This window comes from Morganella sp. HSTU-ASny43 (assembly GCF_022819185.1).
GTDB classification, from domain to species: Bacteria; Pseudomonadota; Gammaproteobacteria; order Enterobacterales; family Enterobacteriaceae; genus Morganella; species Morganella morganii.
This window is the reverse complement of record NZ_WSPG01000005.1, coordinates 35,582-55,654: the sequence shown is the minus strand read 5'-3', so window position 1 is coordinate 55,654 and position 20,073 is coordinate 35,582. Positions and strand designations below refer to the sequence as shown.

Sequence of the window (20,073 nt, the reverse complement as noted above, 5' to 3'; positions counted from 1 at the left end):
AACAATTTTTGTGTGAGGTCAGCAATGAAACGATTACCGGCTCTGTTTGCGGGTCACGGCAGCCCGATGAATGTCCTGGAAACCAACCGTTATACCGAAACCTGGCGGCAGCTGGGAGAACAGATGCCACGCCCGTCCGCCATTCTGGTGATTTCCGCGCACTGGTATACACAGGGGGCGTGGCTGACATCTGCCGCACACCCGCGCACTATCCATGATTTTCGCGGTTTTCCGCCTGCGCTGCATGAAACGGAATATCCGGCTCCCGGATCATCTGAGCTGGTGGCGCGGGTAAAAGATCTGCTCAGTGATGATAATATCGGGGAAGATCACGGCGAGTGGGGGTTAGATCACGGCAGCTGGGGGATCTTAGTGAAAATGTATCCGGATGCGGATATCCCGGTGGTGCAGCTCAGCCTCGACGGCAGCAAACCGGCGCAATGGCATTATGATACCGGCCGTAAACTGGCGGCACTGCGCGATGAAGGTGTGCTGGTGCTCGGCAGCGGTAATGTGGTGCATAATCTGCGAGAAATGGACTGGCAGAATGCACAGGCCGAACCGTATCCGTGGGCAGTGAGCTTTAATAATTTCGTGCGTGATAACCTGGAGAGCGACGCCCGGCCGCATCCGCTGGTGAATGCACTTGAGCGCGAAGACGGCAAACGGTCGAATCCGTCGCCGGAACACTATCTGCCGCTGCTCTATATTCTCGGTATGCGGCAGGGCAGCGAGCCGGTCACCGTACCGGTGGATGGTATTGAATCCGGCTCACTGAGTATGCTGACAGTCAAAGTCGGCTGACGATTTCTTTTGTCATAAAAAATCCCCGGGACATCTGATGTCCCGGGGATTTTTGTATCAGCCAGAGACTATTCGTCAGTCAATAATGACATGCGGATAGAAACGGGAGAGATCCTGGGTGATAAGCTCTTTATCTTCACGGATGCAGATCCCGGCAGATTCATCATTTACCAGCCAACTGCCTACGAGGGTATAGCTGTCGCCGAATTTCGGCAGGGAATGGAACTGCTGGACAATCATGCCTTCTTCGCCGTAAGGGCCGTCCGCTGCGGCGATTTCTTTGCCGTTTTCGATAATACGGATATTGGCACCTTCGCGGGAGAACAGCGGCTTGATGACGTAGCTCTCCATTTCAGGATATGGTTTATCCGCAAAATAGGCAGGCAGCAGGTTCGGATGATCCGGGAACATTTCCCACAGCATCGGCAGCAGGGCTTTGTTGGAGATAATGCTCTTCCAGGCCGGTTCCAGCCAGCGAACACCGGCGTCTGTCAGCTTGGTGGAGAAAATCTCCCTCATCATAAATTCCCACGGATAGAGTTTAAACATGTTGCTGATAATCTGATCCTGAAGATCAGTAAACTCACCGCGATCGCCCAGCCCGATATCTTCGATAAACAGAAAATCAGTGGTGACACCGGCTTCCTGTGCACAATCCTGCAAATACTGGATAGTACCGCGATCTTCCACGGAATCCTGACAGCAGGCCATGTGCAGATAACGGAACCCGTACTCTTCCGCCAGCACCCCGAAACGCTCAATCAGCTTTTCCTGGATGCCGTTGAACTGATCGGCATTTTCCGGCAGGTTACCGGCGGCAATCTGGTCTTCCAGCCAGATCCACTGGAAGAAAGCAGATTCATACAGCGATGTTGGTGTATCCGCATTATTTTCCAGTAACTTCGGCGGATTAACGCCGTCATAGGCCAGATCCAGGCGTGAATAAAGCGACGGCTGGCGGGTTGCCCATGACTCACGCACGAAATCCCAGCAGTGTTTCGGGATTTGAAAACGGGCCATCAGCTCGTCACTTTGTGTGACTTTATCCACCACCTGAAGACACATCTGATGCAGTTCGCTGGTCACTTCCTCGATTTCATCGATTTGTGCCATAGAAAACTGATAACAGGCATCTTCTGACCAGTACGGCTCGCCGTACATAGTATGAAAATGGAAGCCGAATTCCTCGGCTTTCCCGCGCCAGTCAGGGCGCTCGCTAATCGCTACGCGTTTCATGTAAATCAGCCGCCCATTGAACGGGAAGATGAATTGCTGCTGCCGGATGAGCGCTGCATGGTGTTCTGTTTCGCCACGCTGTCACCGAAGCCACCGCGTGTGGTGGTGGTTGTGGTGGCCGGTTTTGGTGCCATGGCGGTTTTCGGTACTGTCATGCTGCGTCCGCCGGTGGCAGAACCGTAGTTTTTACCGGTGGCATCAACAAACTTGCCGTTAGCCGGGCTTGCCGGGTTACGGGAAGTGAACAGCGGCTGAGAAGCAGCGGCACCGCCGCCCATCATACGGCCCATCATATAACCGGCCATCAGCGGCATCCAGAAGCTGCCGGATGCCTGGGCAGGTTGCTGCTGCTGGCTGTTATTCGCCAGCTCTGTTGGTGCCTGAGTACACTGGGCTTCACCGAATTCCGCCACGCAGTCTTCGCGGGTGGCATATTTCGGTGCGGTTTTTGCTGCTTCTTCCAGTGCGTTGTTATAGGCAGTGGTACATTCACCGGCCTGTGACGGGTTCGCGGCGGAGCACTGCTCTGCGGTGGTGTAGAGCGCAACGGTTTCATCGGCTTCATCGCAGGCGGTTAACATCAGAACAGCGCCGACAGCAGCCGCAACAGGTGCCAGGCGGTACTGACGCCAGGTTTTGCGGAAAGCGTCGCGGTTAATATTCTTGGTGCGTTTCATTGTCATCGTCGTTATATCCGGAAACGGTTTTATGGGAGGTAATTACTGTCTAGGATAGGGGAAAACTGTGTGAAATTAAAGCAATAATCTGCTTTTTGCATCTGATGTGAATTAAATCAGATTAACAGAAAAAAAAGATACCGGTATCGCGGTATTTTTACGGGGGGAATACGCCCGGCCGGTGTAATTATATTGCGGCCTCCGGTATATAACCTGATATTTCACTGCCCGGCAGAAGTATTATCCGCAAAAACAGCAAAAGTATAAAAAAACCCGCCGGAAGGCGGGTTCTTATCATACAAACATCAGGATCAGCGGGTGGTCGGTGCCACGGAAGCCGGTGATGTGGAAATAGTTTTACCCAGCACCTGGTTGAGGCGCAGGATATCGTCTTCATTCAGCGTACCGCGTGCCTGACCGATATAAAGCTGGTTAATCAGATAGTCATAACGGGCGTTGGACAGACTTTTCTTCGCTTCATACAGGGTAGTGGTGGCGTTCAGCACATCCACAATCGTACGCGTACCCACCTGATAACCGGCTTCGGTTGCATCGAGTGAGCTTTCCGCAGAGGTCACAACCTGTTTGTAGGCGTTCACGCTGCTGATTGAGGCGTTGATATTGTTGTAAGAAGAGCGGGTGGTCTGAACAACCTGACGCAGTGTCGCTTCCAGTTTTTCGCTGGCAGCGGTATAGCCGTACTGAGCCTGATCAACCTGTGATGACACGGCACCACCGGTGTACAGCGGGATACTGACGTTCACGCCGATGGTGCTCTGACCGGCGTAGCTGTTATTTGGGCGGCCGTTAGGGTAGCCGTTGCCGCTGTAATCGGTGTTGGTTACGCCTGTGCCGGCACTCAGGTTTACAGTCGGATAGTGACCGGATTCCGCCAGGCTGATTTGCTCTTTCGCCAGATTACGGCTCAGTGTGGCACCCAGCAGGTTCAGGTTACGTTCCTGTGCTTCTTTCAGCAGGGCTTCGATGGCATCCGGGGCATTGGTTTTAAAGCGGTTCACATCCAGGGAGGCTAATTCGCTGTAATAAATACCGCTCACCTGACGCAGTGCTTCAATGGCGTTTTCGACATCATTACGGCCGGCGACTTCCTGAGCCAGAACACTGTCGTAGTTAGCGCGGGCGTTCTGTACGTCAGTAATGGCTACCAGACCCACATTGAAACGCTGAGTGGTCTGATCCAGCTGGCGGTAGACGGCTTCTTTCTGTGCCTGTACGAAAGACAGGGTATCCAGCGCGCGCAGAACATTAAAGTAAGCAACGGCGGTATCCACAATCAGCTGCTGTTGGGCACTCTGGAATGTGATATCGCTGATCCCGGCAGTTTGTTCCTGCAGGTTCAGCTGACGCCATTTGCTCATGTCAAAAATTGTCTGAGTCAGTTTCAGCTGTGCATTCAGTGCATTATTGCTCTGGTTACTGTTATCACGGTAACCGGTGTTATAGTCATAACCCCCGCTTAAACCTAACTGCGGCAGTAACGGACTGCGGGCTTCGTTAATTTTTTCGAAAGCCTGGTTACGTTCAGCCTGAGTCTGACGGAGGGTCGGGTTGGTCTCTTTCGCTTTTTGATAAACCTGCAGGAGGTCTTCAGCCTGGGTGACAGAGCTGAAACCTGCCACACTCACAGCAATGAGAAGAGAAAGCAGTTTCTTCATTAGGATTCCTTTTTGCACAGCGCTAATCTGTCAGTTGCCTCACGGGAAGCACCAAATGGCTCTAATTCTAGCAGAGTCCGCTCGCTAATAAAGGTAGCCGTTTGTGCCTTCTGCGTTAAATTAGCTTAACTTTACCTCAACGGGATGAAAATTTCTTTATCTCAGCAGAGGAAAAAGGCCATTATCACTGATAATTGATGTATTGGCGGAGAAAATAGTATGAAACACACATCCGGATTACCTTTTGCGTTCAGCAGCGATGACGTGGAGATAATCAGTAAGAAAACCCTGTTTTCAGGATTCTTTAAGATTAATGAATACCGTTTCCGTCACCGGTTATTTGAGGGCGGCTGGAGCCCGGAAATCCGCCGCGAAGTCTTCGAACGGGGCAATGCCGGAGTGATTTTGCCGTATGATCCGGTCCGTGATGAAATTGTGCTGATTGAACAGATTCGTCTGCCGGCCATCGAAAGTGGTCAGACGCCCTGGCTGCTGGAAGCCGTGGCCGGGATGATCGATAAAAGCGGGGAATCCGCTGAAGATGTGGTACGGCGTGAAGCGGAAGAGGAAGCGGGGCTGAAAATCGGCCGCTGTACCTTTGCACTGAGTTATCTTTCAAGCCCGGGCGGGACGTCCGAGCGGATGTATGTGTATATCGGCGAGGCAGATACCACAGCGGCGGGCGGGGTTCACGGGCTGGCGCAGGAGAATGAGGACATCCGTGTTCATGTGGTCAGCCGGGAACAGGCGTATGAATGGGTTGAAAAAGGTGTGATCGATAACGCAGCAACTGTCATTGCAATTCAGTGGCTTACACTGCACTATGAACGTATACGCACAACGTGGCGGGATAAATAATCCGGATTTTTTTATACGCATCCGGGGAATTGTGTGCGGGATTGCAGATCTTCTTCGCCGAAACACGTTATCATTATATGTTAGTTGTTAAAATAACAAGGACATCGATTGGAAACCCCGTTGCACTTGCCCGTGGCTGACGGCGCTGCGGTCAGAATTTTACAGATTACTGATACGCATCTTTTTGCCGGCGAAACCGACACGCTGCTGGGCATTAATACCCTGCACAGTTACCATGCCGTGCTGGATGCTATCGTAAAACAGCAGTTACCGGCCGACCTGATTGTTGCCACCGGTGATCTGGTTCAGGATCAGAGCACCCGGGCTTATCAGCGGTTTACGGACGGTATTGCCCGTTTACCGGCGCCGTGTGTCTGGCTGCCGGGGAATCATGATTACCAGCCGTCCATGGCGCAGGAGCTGGCCGCCGCCGGTATCTCTCCCTCCAAGCAGGTGCTGCTCGGGGATCAGTGGCAGATCCTGCTGCTCGACAGTCAGGTTCAGAGTGTGCCGCACGGCGAACTGAGTGATGATCAGCTTATCTGGCTGGATAACTGCCTGGCGCAGCAGCCTGACCGCCATACTGTTGTTATGCTGCATCACCATCCGCTGGCATCCGGCTGTACCTGGCTCGATCAGCACAGTCTGCGCAACTCGCATATGCTGGCTGAGGTTCTGACCCGCTATCAGAATATTGAAGGTATTTTGTGCGGGCATATTCATCAGGATCTGGATGTGATGTGGAACGGTATCCGCATGCTGGCCACGCCGTCGACCTGTGTCCAGTTCAAACCGCACTGCACCAATTTTACGCTGGATACCGCCGCTCCGGGCTGGCGTTATCTGGAGCTGACCACCGGTGATAATCCGTCGCTGACCACACAGCTGTTCCGGCTGGATACGGATGAATTCAGCCCCGACCTGGGTTCGGACGGTTACTGATGGCGACGCTCCTTTATCTGCACGGCTTCAACAGTTCCCCGTTGTCAGAGAAAGGGACGATGCTGAAAGCGTGGCTGGCAGAGCACCATCCGGCGATCCGGATGTTACAGCCGCAGATCCCCTGCTATCCGGATGAGGCTGCACTGTTTCTGGAAGATCTGATGAACTCGCTAGCCGGTGAGACCACCGGAATTGTCGGGTCGTCGCTGGGCGGGTATTTTGCCCTCTGGCTGTCACAGGCGTTTGATGTCCCCGCTGTGGTGGTCAATCCGGCTGTATATCCGTTTGATCTGCTTCAGGATTATCTCGGGGACAATCAAAACCCCTACACCGGCGAACGTTACACACTCGAACCGCATCATATGCAGGATTTACGGGCGATTTTTGCCGATCCTGTCGAATCACCGGATTTGATCTGGTTATTGCAGCAGACCGGCGATGAAGTGCTGGATTACCGCCAGGCGGTCACCCATCTGGTGGCATGCAAACAGACGATTGAACCCGGCGGAAACCATGCCTTTACCGGATTTCAGCGCTATTTTCCGCAGATAATTGAGTTCCTCGGCCTCGGCCATTAATGAAAAATCGTATTTAAATTTATCAGGGACTGGTATTATCGCCAGTATCATTCACGTATTTTGTTTATTTTTTAGCGAAAAACCGATAATCCAACATGACGCAATCATCTTATAACGCAGAGGATATTGAAGTCCTCAGTGGTTTGGAGCCTGTCCGCCGCCGTCCGGGTATGTATACGGACACGACGCGGCCGAATCACCTTGCTCAGGAAGTTATCGACAACAGCGTCGATGAGGCTTTAGCTGGTCACGCTAAATCTGTCGAAGTTATTTTACATAAAGATCAGTCTGTTGAAGTGATTGACGATGGGCGCGGAATGCCGGTGGATATCCACCCGGAAGAGAAAGTCTCTGCGGTCGAACTGATCATGACCCGCCTGCATGCCGGGGGGAAGTTCTCCAATAAAAACTATCAGTTTTCCGGTGGTCTTCACGGGGTAGGTATTTCCGTGGTCAATGCGTTGTCAAAACGCACCGAAGTGACTGTCCGCCGTGACGGACAGGTTTATCAGATTGCCTTTGAAAATGGTGACAAAGTCAGTGAACTGGCTGTCATCGGGCAGTGCGGCAAACGCAACACCGGTACCAGCGTACATTTCTGGCCGGATGAGCAGTTTTTTGACAGTCCGCGCTTCTCTGTCTCCCGGCTGGTGCATCTGCTGAAAGCCAAAGCCGTGCTGTGCCCGGGTGTTGAGATCCTTTTCAAAGATAATGTGAACGAGACTGAACAGCGCTGGTGCTACCAGGATGGCCTGACCGATTACCTGATGGAAAACGTCAACGGCCTGGTCACTTTGCCGGAAGCGGCGTTTACCGGCAAACATGCCGGGGACAACGAAGAGGTGGACTGGGCGCTGCTGTGGCTGCCGGAAGGCGGCGAACTGCTGACTGAAAGCTACGTCAACCTGATCCCGACCCCGCTGGGCGGTACCCATGCCAATGGCCTGCGCCAGGGGCTGCTCGACGGTATCCGCGAGTTCTGCGAATTCCGTAATATTCTGCCGCGCGGCGTGAAGTTATCCGCTGACGATATCTGGGAGCGCTGTGCGTATGTGCTCTCCGTGAAAATGCAGGATCCGCAGTTTGCCGGTCAGACCAAAGAACGTCTCTCATCACGCCAGTGCGCGGCATTTGTCAGCGGTGTGGTGAAGGATGCATTCAGTCTGTGGCTCAACCAGAACGTACAGGCAGCGGAACAGCTGGCGGAAATGGCGATTGCCAGCGCCCAGCGCCGTCTGCGGGCCGCGAAAAAAGTGGTGCGCAAAAAGCTGACGTCAGGTCCGGCGCTGCCGGGGAAACTGGCGGACTGTTCATCCCAGGATCTGAATCAGACCGAACTGTTTCTGGTGGAAGGGGACTCGGCGGGCGGTTCAGCCAAGCAGGCGCGTGACCGCGAATTCCAGGCCATCATGCCGCTGCGCGGTAAGATACTGAATACCTGGGAAGTGTCGTCTGATGAAGTGCTGGCATCTCAGGAAGTGCATGATATTTCCGTGGCTATCGGTATCGATCCGGACAGCGACGATTTAAGCACCCTGCGTTATGGCAAAATCTGTATCCTCGCGGATGCGGACTCGGACGGGCTGCACATCGCCACCCTGCTGTGTGCGCTGTTTGTGCGTCACTTCCCGGCGCTGGTGAAAGCCGGTCATGTCTATATGGCTATGCCGCCGCTCTATCGTATCGACCTCGGCAAAGAGGTGCATTACGCCCTCGATGAGAGCGAGAAAAATGCAATTCTGGATAAATTAAGCCGCAAGCGCGGCAAACCGAATGTGCAGCGTTTTAAAGGGCTGGGGGAAATGAACCCCGGCCAGTTGCGTGAAACGACCCTGGATCCGAATACCCGGCGTCTGGTACAGCTCACTATCAGTGAGGAAAACTATCAGGAAACGATGTCGGTGATGGATATGCTCCTCGGCAAGAAACGTGCGGAAGACCGCCGTAACTGGCTGCAGGAAAAGGGTGATCGGGTGGAATTGGATGTGTGATGTCACCCCGTGACGGCACAAAAGGTCAGAGGAACAGAGTGAATGAGTGAAATAACTCATGACGGTGTGGAGCGCCAGGCGCTTCATAATTTTACAGAGAATGCCTACCTCAACTATTCCATGTACGTCATCATGGACAGGGCACTCCCTTTTATCGGCGACGGGTTAAAACCAGTTCAGCGGCGTATCGTGTATGCCATGTCTGAACTGGGGTTAAGCAACTCCGCCAAATACAAAAAATCTGCCCGTACCGTCGGTGACGTGCTGGGTAAATACCATCCGCACGGCGACAGCGCCTGCTATGAGGCGATGGTACTGATGGCGCAGCCGTTCTCTTACCGCTACCCGCTGGTGGACGGTCAGGGGAACTGGGGGGCACCGGATGATCCGAAATCCTTCGCCGCCATGCGTTATACCGAATCGCGCCTGTCAAAATATGCGGAAGTGCTGCTCAGTGAACTGGGACACGGCACCGCAGACTGGGTGCCGAACTTTGACGGCACCATGCAGGAGCCGAAAATGTTACCGGCGCGTCTGCCGAACATTCTGCTCAACGGCACCACCGGGATTGCGGTCGGTATGGCGACGGATATTCCGCCGCACAATGCCCGTGAAGTGACCGGTGCACTGCTGGCGCTGATTGACAAGCCGTCTCTGTCTCTCGAAGAGGTGATGGCGTTTATCCCCGGCCCTGATTATCCGACAGAAGCGGAAATCATCACCGGACCGGAGGATATCCGTAAAATCTATAAATCCGGCCGTGGCTCTGTGCGTATGCGCGCGGTGTGGACAACTGAGGACGGTAATGCGGTGATCACCGCGCTGCCGCATCAGGTTTCCGGCGCGAAAGTGCTGGAGCAGATAGCTGCACAGATGCGGGCGAAAAAACTGCCGATGGTGGAAGATCTGCGCGATGAGTCGGATCATGAAAACCCGACCCGGCTGGTGGTTGTGCCGCGCAGTAACCGGATCGATCTTGATCAGGTGATGACTCACCTGTTCGCGACCACGGATCTGGAAAGAAGCTACCGTATCAACCTGAATATGATCGGTCTGGACGGACGTCCGGCGGTTAAAGGGCTGGTTGAGATCCTCAATGAGTGGCTGGTTTACCGCCGCGAAACGGTGCGCCGCCGCCTGAATCACCGGCTGGAAAAAGTACTGCGCCGTCTGCATATTCTTGACGGTTTGCTGCTCGCGTATCTCAACATTGATGAAGTGATTGAAATCATCCGTTCGGAAGATGAGCCGAAACCGGTACTGATGGATCGTTTCGGGCTGAGTGATACTCAGGCGGAAGCCATCCTCGAACTGAAATTACGCCATTTAGCCAAACTCGAAGAGATGAAAATCCGTGGCGAGCAGGATGAGCTGGCCAAAGAGCGTGATAAATTACAGGCTATTCTCGGCTCTGAGCGGCGTATGAACACGCTGCTGAAAAAAGAGCTTGAGGAAGACGCTAAACAGTACGGTGACGATCGCCGCTCCCCGCTCAACGAGCGCGAAGAGGCGAAAGCCATGAGCGAGCATGACATTCTGCCGTCCGAACCGGTGACGGTTGTGCTGTCACAGATGGGCTGGGTGCGCAGCGCCAAAGGCCATGATATCGACCCGTCCGGCATGAACTACAAAGCGGGTGATACCTTCCTTGGCGCGGCACGGGGCAAAAGTAATCAGCCGGTGGTATTCCTTGATTCCACCGGGCGCAGTTATTCGCTCGATCCGCTGGAACTGCCGGGTGCCCGTGGTCAGGGCGAGCCGCTGACCGGCAAACTGACACCGCCGCCGGGTGCCGTGTTTGAACAGGTACTGATGAACGATGAAAATCAGAAGTACCTGATGGCCTCGGATGCTGGTTACGGCTTTATCTGTACATTCAGTGACCTGGTCGCGAAAAACAAAGCCGGGAAAGTACTGATCACGCTGCCGGATAACGCGAAAGTCATGACGCCGATTGAGGTGAATGACGAGGAAAACGACCTTCTGCTGGCAGTATCGCAGGAAGGGCGGATGCTGCTGTTCCCTGTCGGTGACCTGCCGCAGCTGTCAAAAGGGAAGGGGAACAAAATTATCTCCATTACCTCTGCGGCGGCCGTAGCCGGGGAGGACGGTCTGGCACATCTGTTTGTGATCCGCCCGGATGCCAGTGTGACACTGCATTTCGGTAAGCGTAAACTGATGCTGCGTCCGGAAGATCTGCAGAAATTCCGTGCTGAGCGCGGACGCCGTGGTACGGCACTGCCGCGCGGCATGCAGAAAAAGATCGAACGGATTGATATTTCTGTACCGGAGCCGAAGGCGTAATATCCGGTATTAACAGCGATACTATTCACGGGGCAATGATTGCCCCGCTTTTCTTAAAAGGCCATTTTGCGGGGGACGCATGTTAGCCATTTTACGTATCATCATCGTTATTTTTTATTGTATTTTCGGTAGTCTGGCCGGCATTCTTATCTGCCTGACCAGCCCGCGTAACCCGAAGCATGTGATGACTTTCGGCCGCATGTACGGCAAGCTTTCTCATGTTTTCGGCATCAAAATGGTGTACCGCATTCCGGAAGAAGCGAAACACTACGGTTCCTGTGTGTATGTGGGCAACCACCAGAACAACTATGACATGATCACCATGTCGAATGCGGTGCAGCCGCGCACGGTGACTGTCGGTAAACGCAGCCTGATTTGGATCCCGTTTTTCGGGCAGCTGTACTGGATTTCGGGGAATATCCTGATTGACCGGAGCAACCGCAGCAAGGCCCATAACACCATTACCCAGGTGGCGGATCAGATCAAAAAACGCAATATCTCTGTCTGGATGTTCCCGGAAGGCACGCGCAGCCGGGGCCGCGGTATGCTGCCGTTTAAAACCGGTGCTTTCCACGCGGCAATGGCCGCCGGTGTGCCGGTGGTGCCGGTATGTGTGTCCACCACTCAGGGGCGCATTAAACTGAACCGCTGGAATAACGGTGTGGTGATTGTGGAAATGCTGCCGCCGGTTGATACCTCAAAATATACCCGAGAACAGGTGCGTGAACTGGCTGAAGATTGCCGCCAGATGATGATCAAACGTATCGCGGAGCTGGATAAGGAAGTGGTTGAAATGGAAAAACAAAAGGGCCGTAAAGACGCTTGATTTCCGTGACTGTCACGTCGGTTATACAATACCAGCCTTATTATTTTGCAACTTATCATAGATAAGTTTAGGAATTGCTCTTCATCCGCTATATCATACGCTTAACACTCCGTTGTTAAGCGTATGCCCTTCATGAAACGATAACACGGATGTCTCTGTCTGCTCACCGGCATACGGGTGTTCGGCACAAATCATAAAAATCATGGAAACGTTTTTTTCGGAGATGCTATGACCCTGAGTCGGCGCCGGTTTATTCAAGCATCCGGCTTAGCTGTGTGTTTAGGCTCACTGCCTCTGTCTGTCCGCGCGGCAGATGAGGGCGGCAGTCAGCCGTTACCTGTTCCGCCATTGCTGGAAAGCCGCAACGGACAGCCGTTATTTCTGACGATGCAGCGTACACACTGGTCATTTAACGGTAAAACTCAGGCCAGTGTCTGGGGCTTTAACGGCCGTTATCTCGGGCCGACTGTCCGCGTCCGTAATGGCGATGACATCAAAATGATTTACAGCAACCGCCTGTCAGAGCCGGTTGCGGTCAATGTCAGCGGGCTGCTGGTGCCGGGAACGGTTGCCGGTGGTGCTGCGCGTCTGATTTCACCAAATACAGACTGGTCGCCGGTGATCCCGGTGCGCCAGCCGGCTGCAACCTGCTGGTATCACGCCAATACTCCGAACCGGATGGCACCGCACGTTTATAACGGGCTCGCCGGTATGTGGATTGTGGATGATGAGGAAAGCCGTAATCTGCCGTTGCCGAAAGAGTACGGCGTCAATGATTTCCCGCTGATCATTCAGGATAAACGCCTGGATTCCTTCGGTTCACCGGAGTACCGCACAGAAAGTGACGGTATGTTTATCGGTGACCGGCTGATCGTCAACGGTGCGGAAGATCCGTATCTGGAAGTGTCGAAAGGCTGGATCCGGCTGCGCATGGTTAATGCCGCAAACGCCCGCCGCTTTGAACTGAAACTCAGTGACGGCCGTCCGTTCTATATGATTGCCTCTGATCAGGGGCTGCTGCCGTCACCAGTGGCGGTTGAGGTGCTGTCCCTGTCACCGGGTGAACGGCGTGAAGTGCTGATCGATATGTCAAAAACAGAAACACTGACTATCACGGCCGGGGAATCTGCTACTCTGACAGAGCGTTTTAAAAGTCTGTTTGAGACATCAAACACACTGGTGAATACCAATGTGCTGACTATCCGCGCAACCGGCCTGATCTCGCTGGTAACGGATAATTTACCAACCACCCTGATTCAGGATCCGACACAGATCACGACCGGTGTCCGTAACCGCGATGTGTCACTCAGTTTGTCACCGCCGGGGATTAACGGCGCGATGTGGGATATGAGCCGAACCGATATCCGCACACAGCAGGGCAACTGGGAGCGCTGGGTTGTCACAACCGATACTCCGCAGCCGTTCCATATCAGCGGTGTCCGCTTTAAGGTGATCAACCATAACGGCCAGTCACCGCAGCCGCAGGATTACGGCTGGAAAGACACTGTCTGGATTGACGGGCGCAGTGAATTGCTGGTGCAGATGATGCAGCCATCGTATTCTCACTTCCCGTTCTTCTATTACAGCCAGTTCCTGGAGCAGGCGGACAGAGGGGTTACCGGGCAGCTGGAAATCGAGCCGTCTTCTCAGTATTAAAATACCGGATATAAAAAAACCGCTGAATAATCAGCGGTTTTTTATGGTTTCTCAGCGGCTCAGCAGCCGTTTTTCCTCATCCCGCAGCCAGCGGGAGAATGTCCCGGCAACCGCGATAAACTGAATGATGCCGGTATCCGGTTCTTCGGTCTGCCCCAGCAGGAAGGTGATCGCGTGGCGCTTTTCCGGATACAGTGCTATGGCTTTTCCGGCCATCTGCGGCAGCGGCAGCGGGTAAGTGCAGGTTTCATAATCATTCCACACCAGGGCGGTGGCACGCAGCAGACGCCGCGCAGTTTCCCGTTTTATCCGCCGGATCTCAGTCAGCGGCGGGCTTTTCTGTAACTGCATCAGGTTGGTACGGACGAGTACCGGAAAATCACCGTTAATGCCGTGTATAATCTCACGGTTCAGTGTCACGACAGGCAGTTTCAGTGTCAGGTCATCACCCCAGACCGGCAGGCAAAAGTGTGCCAGCCAGTAAGCCCAGACCGGCTGTTCTTCCGCAGAGGTCACTTCTGACAGCAGGCCGGTATCAAACCCGATTTTTGACACACTGCTGTGACGCGCGGTCAGTGCTTTGTCCAGACAACGGAGAATGGTTTTTTCCGCCGCACTGAGCGGCCGGTGCAAAACCAGGGTCAGATCCAGATCAGAGCGGCCCGGGACAGCGCGGCCTTCAGCCACACTGCCGTAAACATAGATGCTGTGCAGAATACCCGGCAGTGCAGTACACAGGGACTGTACTGCATCCTGTATCACATTCTGAAATTCCGGCTGAAAAGTGTATTTATCTGTTTTCATTATCATAATCATCAGCTCATTGCGACCCGGACGCCAAAGCCAATCAGGACGACGCCAAGGACCTTATCGATATATTTCTGAATTTTCGCCAATCCGTGGCGTACCGGAGCACTCTGAATCAGCAGTACCAGCGATGGCCAGTAAACCACCGCCAGTCCCATCACAATAGCAGCATACCAGAGTTTTTCACCAAATCCGGAATTGATATCCAGTACCTGGGTAAAAATAGCAAGGAAAAAGAGTGTGGCTTTCGGGTTCAGCAGGTTGCAGAGGAATCCCTGCATAAAGGCTTTCTTATAAGAAATGCGCTGATGTGAGCCGTCCCCGGTATCAAGGGTATGTCCGGCACGTGCCAGCAGGCTGTTGATCCCTATCCAGATAAGGTAAGCCGCCCCGGCATATTTGAGGATCATAAACAGCCACGGTGTGGTGGTGATGATCACTGCAAGCCCGGCCACGCAGTAGGTCATGTGAATGGCGATCGCAGACAGCACGCCCAATGCGGTCATCATGGCGGCGGCACGCTGGTAACGGGCTGCGTTTTTCACAATCAGAAAGAAGTCCGGGCCCGGGGAGATCATACCGAGCGCAGCGATGGTGGTGACCATCAGAGTGGCGTCATACATGTGGTATATCCTTGCTGAAAAAGACCTGAATGCAGAGTAAAAGTATGACTCACCTTCAAGTGTGAAGACAAATAAATTATTTGTATTGATGAAACACTGAATTCAGTCGACGGCATTGAGTAGTTTACGTATAGTGACGGCAAAATTTCTCTCAGCCCTAAGGTGAAATGAATGAACATTAGCTTGATCGCTGCTTTAGCTATGGATCGGGTTATTGGCATGGAAAATGCGATGCCATGGACACTGCCGGAAGACCTGGCATGGTTTAAACGTAATACGGTGAATAAACCGGTGATCATGGGTCGTGTGACTTATGAATCTATCGGCCGCCCTCTGCCGGATCGCCTCAATATCGTGCTCAGCCGTACGCCGGGCAACGATGATCGCGTGGTCTGGGCGAAGTCTGTGGAAGAAGCACTGGCGATTGCACAGAAAGAAACAGACGGCGAGATCATGGTGATGGGCGGCGGTAAAGTCTACGGACAATTCCTGCCGCTGGCGGATCGTTTATATCTGACACACGTTGATGCGGAAGTCAGCGGGGATACTTACTTCCCTGACTATGAGCCGGATGAGTGGGACTCCACTTTTATGGAATATCATGACGCGGATGAAGCAAACTCTCACGGTTTCTGCTTTGAAATCTTAGAGCGCCGTAAGAGCTGATTAATCAGTTGATTCGTATTATTTCATAAATAATGCTGATATAAAAAAAGCAGAGCCACCGGCTCTGCTTTTTTCTTGTCTGTTACCGGTGGCCGGTCAGTCATCATCCTCATCCCGCACCGCAAAAGACTCCTGCCAGAAATAGCAGCGATCTTCCCAGCGCAGCATGGTGAGTTGTCCGCCCCAGCAGCAGCCGGTATCCAGTGCATAGATACCGCGTGGTGCTCCTTTGCCTTCCAGTGACGCCCAGTGACCAAAGGCCACACTGTAGCCTTCCGGCAGTTTTGACGGCAGGGCAAACCAGGGTTTCAGCGGCGCGGAAACCTGATCAGGTTTATCTTTGCAGACCATATCCAGCTGTCCGCCCGGGAAACAGTAACGCATCCGGGTCAGGGCATTGGTGGAAAAACGCAGACGCGGCAGGCCGGTGAGGGAAGGTGACCAGTCATTCGGCAGGTCACCATACATAGCATTAATGAACAGCGGATAGGTATCACTGCTGAGAACCGCTTCCACTTCACGGGCACACAGAATGGCGGTATCCAGATCCCACTGCGGGGTGATCCCCGCGTGTGCCATGACCAGTTTTTTCTCATGATCAACCTGCAACATCGGCTGACGGCGCAACCAGTTGATCAGCTCATCCAGATCCGGCGCGCTGAGCAGTTTGTTCAGATGATCGCGCGGTTTGTTACGGCTGATCCCTGCGTAGATCCCCAGCAGATGCAGATCATGATTGCCGAGTACCAACCTGACGCAGTCACCCAGGCTTTTGACATAGCGGAGGACATCCAGTGAATCCGGGCCGCGGGCGACCAGATCGCCGGTCAGCCACAGGGTATCTGCCTGGGGATCAAAATCAGCCTGAGCCAGTAATGCGCGAAGTTCATGGTAACAGCCATGAACATCGCCGATAAGATAGGTTGCCATAGAAAATCAGTGAATAAAGGTTGGTATTGCGAGCCGGAAAACAGGGATCTCACTGATGAAATCCGCACCCTCGTGATCCACCATAGTGTAATAACCTTCCATGGTGCCCAGCGGTGTTTCCAGAACTGTGCCGCTGGTATAACGATACTCTTCACCGGGCCGGATCACCGGCTGTTCACCGATGACACCTTCCCCCTGAACTTCTGTCTGGCGGCCTTCACTGTTGGTGATGCGCCAGTAGCGGCTGATAAGCTGCACAGGATCACGACCCAGGTTACGGATAGAAACGGTATACGCGAAAACATAGCGTTCCGCATCCGGTTCAGACTGACTTTCGATATAAACACTCTGAACCTGAATACAAATTCTCGGGTCGTTATTCATGATGAATCCCCTATGAGGCGGGATGTTCCGCCAGGTAATTGGCCATCAGACAGTATTGCGCAACACTGATATTTTCTGCACGGGTGGCCGGATCAATACCCAGCTCAGTCAGGGTTTCCGGACTGAACAGATCACCTAAGCTGTTGCGGATCGTTTTGCGGCGCTGGTTAAAGGCCTGCGTGGTCACACGGCTGAGCAGCGCGACATCTTTCAGCACATACGGATTTTCGCGGTGCGGGATCAGACGGACAACCGCTGAATCCACTTTTGGTGCCGGGCGGAATGCCGTCGGCGGCACATCCAGAACCGGAACGACCTGGCAGTAATACTGTGCCATGACACTCAGACGGCCGTATGTTTTGCTGCCCGGACCGGCAACCAGACGGTTAACCACTTCTTTTTGCAGCATAAAGTTCATGTCACTGATTGCGTTAGTGAACGTGAACAGATGGAACATCAGCGGCGTGGAGATATTGTACGGCAGGTTACCGAACACCCGCAGCGGCTGGCCGCGTTCCTGTGCCAGTGCCGTGAAATCCACGGTCATGGCATCCTGCTGAATAATGGTCAGTTTGCTTTGTAAAAACGGATGGCTGGCCAGACGAGCGGCCAGATCACGGTCAATTTCAATGACCGTCATTTTGTCCATGCGATCGGCGACCGGCTCAGTCAGTGCAGCCAGTCCCGGCCCGATTTCAACAATCGCCTGGCCGGGTTGCGGGTTAATCGACGCGACAATGCTGTCGATAATAAATTGATCGGTTAAGAAGTTCTGCCCGAAACGTTTACGGGCAAAATGCCCCTGATGGACTCGTGTATTCATTGACTGTTTTTAATCATTGTAATCGCTAAATTTAATGCGGTGATAAAGCTACCCACATCTGCTTTGCCGGTACCTGCCAGTTCCAGGGCTGTGCCGTGGTCGACAGAGGTCCGGATAAACGGCAGTCCCAGCGTGATATTCACGGCACGGCCGAATCCCTGATATTTTAGCACAGGCAGGCCCTGATCGTGATACATGGCGAGCACGGCATCCGCACGCTCCAGGTATTTCGGCTGGAACAGGGTGTCTGCCGGCAGCGGACCTTCCAGGGAAATCCCCTGCGCCCGCAGCTCATCGAGTGCCGGGATAATGGTGTCTATCTCTTCATGCCCCATATGGCCGCCTTCCCCCGCATGCGGGTTCAGACCGCAGACGATGATATGTGGCTGCGCGATACCGAATTTGGTGCGCAGGTCATGATTGAGGATAGTGATCACTTCATGCAGGCAGGTGCGGTCAACGGCTGCAGGCACCTGTAAAATCGGCAGATGCGTGGTCGCCAGCGCCACCCGCATTTCTTCGGTGGCCAGCATCATCACCACACGTTTGCAGTGACTGCGGTCGGCAAAAAATTCTGTGTGGCCGATAAACGGGATCCCGGCATCGTTAATGATGCCTTTGTGCACCGGACCTGTAATCAAAGCACCAAATTCACCCTGTAAACAGCCGTCACAGGCACGAGCCAGTGTTTCGGTCACATAAGCGGCATTTGCCACGTTGAGCTCACCGGCGACAGCCGGCGCTTTCAGTTCAACAGGCAGAATAGTCAGTGTGCCGGCACGCTGCGGCTGACAGGCGGTATCCGGTGAATAAGGTTCAAGGGTGAGCGGCAGTGACAGGGCGTGTGCGCGTTGCTGCATCAGTTGCGGGTCAGCACAGACCACCAGTTTTACCGGCCAGTCGCGCTGTGCCAGCGCGACTGTCAGGTCAGGACCAACCCCGGCAGGTTCGCCGGGGGTAATAACGACAGGTTTCAGCTTATTTGTTACTGCCATCTAAAATTTCCACGTAAGCGCCGGCGCGCTGTTCCTGCATCCAGCTCTGTAATTCTTCGCTGAATTTACGGTTAAACAGCATACGGTAAGCGCGATCTTTCTGAGCCGCTTCGGTCTTATCCACGTTGCGGGTATCTTCAAGCTGGATCAGGTGCCAGCCGAAAGAGGAGCGGACAGGCTGACTCAGTTCGCCTTTTTTCAGTTTCATCAGTGCGTCGCGGAAAGCCGGGTCGTAGATATCAGGCATTGACCAGCCTAACTCACCACCACGCAGGGCAGAGCCCGGATCTTCTGAGAATTGTTTTGCCGCAGCATCAAAGGAGGTTTTACCGCTTTTCACATCAGCGGCAATCTGCTGCAGTTTGCTGCGGGCCTGGTCATCGGTCATCACCGGTGACGGTTTGATCAGAATGTGACGGGCTTTCACTTCAGTCACAGAAATCGGCTGGCTGTTTCCGCGGACTTCATTCACGCGCAGAATATGGAAGCCGACACCGGAGCGAACCGGCCCGACAATCTCACCGCTTTTGGCTGTCTGAAGGCGCTCGGCAAACAGACCCGGCAGCTCCTGTAAACGGCTCCAGCCCATATTACCGCCTTTCAGCGCCTGCGGATCCGCAGAATAGGTGATCGCCAGTTTACCGAAATCGGCACCATGCTGAAGTTCATTCATAATGGTGGTGACTTTTTCTTTTGCTGCATTCATCTGCTCTTCTGTCGGGTTTTCCGGCAGCGGGATCAGGATGTGGCTGATGTTCAGTTCAGTATCCGCAGCGTTTTGCGTGCTGATAAGGTTTGCCAGAGAATCAACTTCCTGCGGCAGGATCACCACACGGCGGCGGACTTCGTTGTTACGGACTTCCGCCATCATCATTTCTTTGCGGATATCGCTGCGGTATTTGTCATAGCTCATGCCGTCGCGTTTCAGACGATCTTTCATCTGGGCAAGGGTCATGTTGTTCTGACGGGCGATATCTTCGATAGCGCCGTCAACCGCCTGGTCAGGGATAGAGATCTGCATCTGTCCGGCCATCTGCATCACGATATTGTCCATGATAAGACGTTCAAGAATCTGCTGACGTAATGTTGCCTGATCCGGAATCTGCTGACCGGCATTGCGGGCATTCATGGTGACAGTCTGAAGCATATTATTGACATCACTCTCCAGAACCACACCGTTATTCACGACTGCCGCAACTTTATCAAGCTGCTGCGGTGCTGCGAATGAGGTTGTGCTTGCCGTGAACATCAGGCCGAGAATGAGTGTTCTCCAGTTTTTCATAAGTATCCCATCATG

Annotated in this window: 19 protein-coding genes; 9 read left to right on the top strand and 10 right to left on the bottom strand. The window is 53.6% G+C overall.

Translation table 11 applies throughout. The features are described from left to right. Positions 1–24: 24 nt before the first annotated feature. On the top strand, positions 25–804 hold the full coding sequence (ygiD, locus tag GN208_RS04010) for a 4,5-DOPA dioxygenase extradiol (protein WP_004237154.1): 780 nt from the start codon (positions 25–27) through the stop codon (positions 802–804). Positions 805–879: 75 nt separating this feature from the next. On the opposite strand, the gene GN208_RS04005 is transcribed toward ygiD, so the two are convergent. The 3 genes from GN208_RS04005 to tolC all read right to left on the bottom strand — a co-directional run bounded on the left by GN208_RS04005 (position 880) and on the right by tolC (position 4,393). Next, on the bottom strand, positions 880–2,040 hold the full coding sequence (locus GN208_RS04005; protein ID WP_004242160.1) for a glutathionylspermidine synthase family protein: 1,161 nt from the start codon (positions 2,038–2,040) through the stop codon (positions 880–882). Positions 2,041–2,045: 5 nt separating this feature from the next. Continuing rightward, complete coding sequence (locus tag GN208_RS04000) at positions 2,046–2,723, bottom strand: DUF1190 family protein (protein ID WP_004242161.1); 678 nt, start codon at positions 2,721–2,723, stop codon at positions 2,046–2,048. Between the two features lie 305 nt (positions 2,724–3,028). Then, complete coding sequence (tolC, locus tag GN208_RS03995) at positions 3,029–4,393, bottom strand: outer membrane channel protein TolC (RefSeq protein ID WP_004237157.1); 1,365 nt, start codon at positions 4,391–4,393, stop codon at positions 3,029–3,031. Between the two features lie 219 nt (positions 4,394–4,612). Here tolC and nudF point away from each other — a divergent pair, with 219 nt between their 5' ends. From nudF to ftsP, 7 genes are all read left to right on the top strand, one after another. Next, entirely contained in the window at positions 4,613–5,251 is a 639-nt protein-coding gene (gene nudF, locus GN208_RS03990; protein ID WP_004237158.1) for an ADP-ribose diphosphatase, read from the top strand. 108 nt (positions 5,252–5,359) lie between these two features. Continuing rightward, positions 5,360–6,193, top strand: a complete 834-nt coding sequence (gene cpdA / locus GN208_RS03985; RefSeq protein ID WP_004242163.1) for a 3',5'-cyclic-AMP phosphodiesterase — start codon at positions 5,360–5,362, stop codon at positions 6,191–6,193. Further along, positions 6,193–6,771 (top strand): esterase YqiA, encoded by a 579-nt coding sequence (gene yqiA / locus GN208_RS03980; protein WP_015422447.1) that lies wholly within the window; start codon positions 6,193–6,195, stop codon positions 6,769–6,771. The genes cpdA and yqiA overlap by 1 nt, the downstream gene beginning before the upstream one ends. Positions 6,772–6,866: 95 nt before the next feature. After that, the gene (parE, locus tag GN208_RS03975; RefSeq protein ID WP_004237161.1) at positions 6,867–8,762 is read left to right on the top strand and encodes a DNA topoisomerase IV subunit B; all 1,896 of its coding nucleotides are present in this window, start codon (positions 6,867–6,869) and stop codon (positions 8,760–8,762) included. A gap of 42 nt (positions 8,763–8,804) precedes the next feature. Then, on the top strand, positions 8,805–11,066 hold the full coding sequence (gene parC / locus GN208_RS03970; RefSeq protein WP_004237162.1) for a DNA topoisomerase IV subunit A: 2,262 nt from the start codon (positions 8,805–8,807) through the stop codon (positions 11,064–11,066). A 79-nt stretch (positions 11,067–11,145) separates the two neighbouring features. Then, on the top strand, positions 11,146–11,892 hold the full coding sequence (locus GN208_RS03965; RefSeq protein ID WP_004237163.1) for a 1-acylglycerol-3-phosphate O-acyltransferase: 747 nt from the start codon (positions 11,146–11,148) through the stop codon (positions 11,890–11,892). Positions 11,893–12,120: 228 nt separating this feature from the next. Next, positions 12,121–13,548 carry a cell division protein FtsP gene (gene ftsP, locus GN208_RS03960; RefSeq protein WP_004237164.1) on the top strand — a complete coding sequence of 476 codons (1,428 nt, stop codon included), beginning with the start codon at positions 12,121–12,123 and terminating at the stop codon, positions 13,546–13,548. Positions 13,549–13,599: 51 nt separating this feature from the next. Here ftsP and GN208_RS03955 read toward each other — a convergent pair whose 3' ends face one another. Together GN208_RS03955 and GN208_RS03950 are read right to left on the bottom strand one after the other, a co-directional pair. Next, positions 13,600–14,352: a nucleotidyltransferase domain-containing protein gene (locus tag GN208_RS03955; protein WP_225310107.1), complete on the bottom strand. Its 753-nt coding sequence runs from the start codon at positions 14,350–14,352 to the stop codon at positions 13,600–13,602. A gap of 11 nt (positions 14,353–14,363) precedes the next feature. Next, positions 14,364–14,978: a LysE family transporter gene (locus tag GN208_RS03950; protein ID WP_004237166.1), complete on the bottom strand. Its 615-nt coding sequence runs from the start codon at positions 14,976–14,978 to the stop codon at positions 14,364–14,366. 171 nt (positions 14,979–15,149) lie between these two features. Between GN208_RS03950 and folA the strand changes: the two genes are divergently transcribed. After that, positions 15,150–15,644: a type 3 dihydrofolate reductase gene (gene folA, locus GN208_RS03945; RefSeq protein WP_015422448.1), complete on the top strand. Its 495-nt coding sequence runs from the start codon at positions 15,150–15,152 to the stop codon at positions 15,642–15,644. Between the two features lie 96 nt (positions 15,645–15,740). Here folA and apaH read toward each other — a convergent pair whose 3' ends face one another. The 5 genes from apaH to surA are packed head-to-tail and all read right to left on the bottom strand — an operon-like array spanning position 15,741 to position 20,058. After that, positions 15,741–16,574, bottom strand: a complete 834-nt coding sequence (apaH, locus tag GN208_RS03940; protein WP_004237168.1) for a bis(5'-nucleosyl)-tetraphosphatase (symmetrical) ApaH — start codon at positions 16,572–16,574, stop codon at positions 15,741–15,743. 6 nt (positions 16,575–16,580) lie between these two features. Continuing rightward, on the bottom strand, positions 16,581–16,958 hold the full coding sequence (gene apaG / locus GN208_RS03935) for a Co2+/Mg2+ efflux protein ApaG (RefSeq protein WP_004237169.1): 378 nt from the start codon (positions 16,956–16,958) through the stop codon (positions 16,581–16,583). 10 nt (positions 16,959–16,968) lie between these two features. Continuing rightward, positions 16,969–17,781: a 16S rRNA (adenine(1518)-N(6)/adenine(1519)-N(6))-dimethyltransferase RsmA gene (gene rsmA / locus GN208_RS03930; protein ID WP_004237170.1), complete on the bottom strand. Its 813-nt coding sequence runs from the start codon at positions 17,779–17,781 to the stop codon at positions 16,969–16,971. Then, entirely contained in the window at positions 17,778–18,776 is a 999-nt protein-coding gene (gene pdxA / locus GN208_RS03925; protein ID WP_004237171.1) for a 4-hydroxythreonine-4-phosphate dehydrogenase PdxA, read from the bottom strand. Before pdxA ends, rsmA begins: the two co-directional genes overlap by 4 nt. Next, positions 18,760–20,058 carry a peptidylprolyl isomerase SurA gene (gene surA / locus GN208_RS03920; protein WP_004237172.1) on the bottom strand — a complete coding sequence of 433 codons (1,299 nt, stop codon included), beginning with the start codon at positions 20,056–20,058 and terminating at the stop codon, positions 18,760–18,762. The genes pdxA and surA overlap by 17 nt, the downstream gene beginning before the upstream one ends. Positions 20,059–20,073 lie beyond the last annotated feature (15 nt).